Below are 2,066 nucleotides of genomic sequence, written 5' to 3' on the forward strand. Positions count from 1 at the left end.
GGTATGAAAATATTCACCTTTTTAATTAATAACTTTTCATATATGTGAAGTTAAGTTATAATAAAGCTTGGCTCTTTGAGAGACAAAATGACATTATTGAATTAAAGTGAGGCATATATGAATAATCAAATGGATTTAATAAAAAGTAAAATTGAAGAAGCAGAGTATATATTAGTTGGTTGCGGTTTAGGGTTTGAAAATACAGAATCTATAGCAGAAGAAGTAATATATAAACCACTTGCTACCATAGATATTAATGGAAAGGCAAAACTGCAAGAAGAATTACAAGACGAAGAGGCTGTAAATTGGATTCATCAAATTCTTGTTAACTACTATAATAAACAAAATACATTAGAAGTTTATTCTAAATTATACGAATTAGTTAAAGATAATAATTATTTCATTCTATCTATGAATACCAGCGAGTTAATTATGCAATCTGGGCTAGATCAAAGCAAGATAGTAATGCCTTGTGGTAATGAAGGATTATTCCAATGCAGTAAGTCTTGTACACATAATATTCATTTGAATAATGAATACGTTGAGAATTTTGTAGGACAACTACCTGAAATTATTAAGTCTATTAAATCAGGTGAATCAGTAAAGGCATATTTACCATATTGCAAAGAATGTAATGAACCATTAACATTTAATGTAAGAGCAAACGTAGATAATTATGTAGAAGAAGGATATTTACCACAATGGCAAAAGTACATGGAGTGGCTTTCTCGTACACTTAACAGAAAGTTATTATTAATTGAACTAGAAGTTAACTTTACTTTGCCATCTTTAATTCGTTGGCCTTTTGAAAAAAATGCTTACCTTAATAACAAAGCGTTTTTAGTACGAGTAAATCATGAATTTCCACAATTATCAGAGGAAATTAGCGGGAAAGGAATTTCGATTCATAAGTCTGCAGCTGAGTTTTTGGATATGATTAACAAGTAATGAATTTACCTCCTAATAATCGGCAAAATTCAACTTAATTCTTATTGTTTAAGTTGTTAATTTAAGGCGAATGTGGTAATATAAGAGAATAATAATACATGGAGGTGAATGGATGGGAAAATGTAAAATTTGCGGTACGGAAATTGAAAATACTGAAGAAATGTGCGAGGATTGTAAAGCACTTGATGACGTAGATTTAATTAAAAGTGACGACGAATTAGAAGAGCTACTTAATTCAGTTATGCATTCCCATACTAGTTATTCAAATAAGGATGTTGATAGTTTTGTATCATCAGATGAGATGATAATTGATCCAATTAAAGATATGGATAATGAATATGATTCAGATGCTGTATCTAGTCAGTTAGACAGTATTACGAAGGATTTGTTAGAACAATACAATATGCAAGATGATGAGGAATTTGTATATGATGAGGTTTCCAAGGAGGAAGAACCGCTATCAATCGATTCCTTGACAGGCGAAGAGGAGCAACCGCTATCAATCGATTCCTTGACAAGCGAAGAGGAGGAACCAATTTCAACTGATTCCTTGACAAGTGAAGAGGAGGAACCTTTTTCAATTGATTCTTTATCAAGTGATGAGGGAGAGCCAATTTCTATCGATTCCTTCTCTAGTGATGAAGAAGCATCGGCAATAGAGGAACCCTTTGATATTGATTCCCTGATGAAAGAGGAAGAACCCAACACACCAAGTGCGGATGTAGCTTTAGAAGAGGCACCTAAGGTAGAAAACGATTTGTATGCTAGTATTCCAGGATTCGAAGGAATATTCGATGGAATAGATGATGATGAAAGAGACGTATCAGATGTAGGAGATATCTTTTCGGATGTTTTAGGAACGGTATCAAATTATGGTTCTGATGAAGATGAGAATATTGAAAGTGGACTGAAGAAATCAGATAAAAAAGAGAAGAAAAACTTCTTTAAAGGATTATTTGAAAACATTGAGAATGAAGAAACGGAAAAAGAGTTTCTTAAAGAGAAAGAGTTAGAAGAAGCAAAAGTTGCGCAAAAAGCTGCAAGGAAAGAGCAAAAAAAAGCGGATAAAGCTGCTAAAAAGGCAAAAAAGGAAGAATCTAAGAAACTTAAAATAGCTG

The 2,066-nt window shown here is 32.4% G+C and carries 2 protein-coding genes; both read left to right on the forward strand.

The features are described from left to right. Nucleotides 1–117 precede the first annotated feature (117 nt). The gene (locus ACW2QF_RS13600; RefSeq protein ID WP_455716547.1) at nucleotides 118–948 is read left to right on the forward strand and encodes a hypothetical protein; all 831 of its coding nucleotides are present in this window, start codon (nucleotides 118–120) and stop codon (nucleotides 946–948) included. 112 nt (nucleotides 949–1,060) lie between these two features. After that, nucleotides 1,061–2,066, forward strand: a 1,006-nt coding sequence (locus ACW2QF_RS13605; protein ID WP_455716548.1) for a hypothetical protein, incomplete at its 3' end; no start/stop codon positions are given.

Source organism: Anaerosporobacter sp., from assembly GCF_965301125.1.

Coding starts and splice junctions, on each gene's coding strand:
- ACW2QF_RS13600 (WP_455716547.1), top strand. CDS start 118: ATGAATAATCAAATGGATTTAATAAAAAGTAAAATTGAAGAAGCAGAG.